This window comes from Mesobacillus campisalis, assembly GCF_000986785.1.
Taxonomy (GTDB): Bacteria; Bacillota; Bacilli; order Bacillales; family Cytobacillaceae; genus Mesobacillus_B; species Mesobacillus_B campisalis.
This window is the reverse complement of record NZ_LAYY01000095.1, coordinates 1-421: the sequence shown is the minus strand read 5'-3', so window position 1 is coordinate 421 and position 421 is coordinate 1. Positions and strand designations below refer to the sequence as shown.

Sequence of the window (421 nt, the reverse complement as noted above, 5' to 3'; positions counted from 1 at the left end):
GCCGTGGGCTTTCACATCAGACTTAAAGGACCGCCTGCGCGCGCTTTACGCCCAATAATTCCGGACAACGCTTGCCACCTACGTATTACCGCGGCTGCTGGCACGTAGTTAGCCGTGGCTTTCTGGTCAGGTACCGTCAAGGTACTGGCAGTTACTCCGGTACTTGTTCTTCCCTGACAACAGAGCTTTACGACCCGAAGGCCTTCTTCGCTCACGCGGCGTTGCTCCGTCAGACTTTCGTCCATTGCGGAAGATTCCCTACTGCTGCCTCCCGTAGGAGTCTGGGCCGTGTCTCAGTCCCAGTGTGGCCGATCACCCTCTCAGGTCGGCTACGCATCGTGGCCTTGGTGAGCCGTTACCTCACCAACTAGCTAATGCGCCGCGGGCCCATCTGTAAGTGACAGCCGGAGCCGTCTTTCAG

At 58.4% G+C, this 421-nt stretch carries 1 rRNA gene; it reads right to left on the bottom strand.

What is annotated here, in order from left to right:
• A 16S ribosomal RNA gene (locus WQ57_RS22610) occupies window positions 1-421 on the bottom strand; the annotation flags it as partial.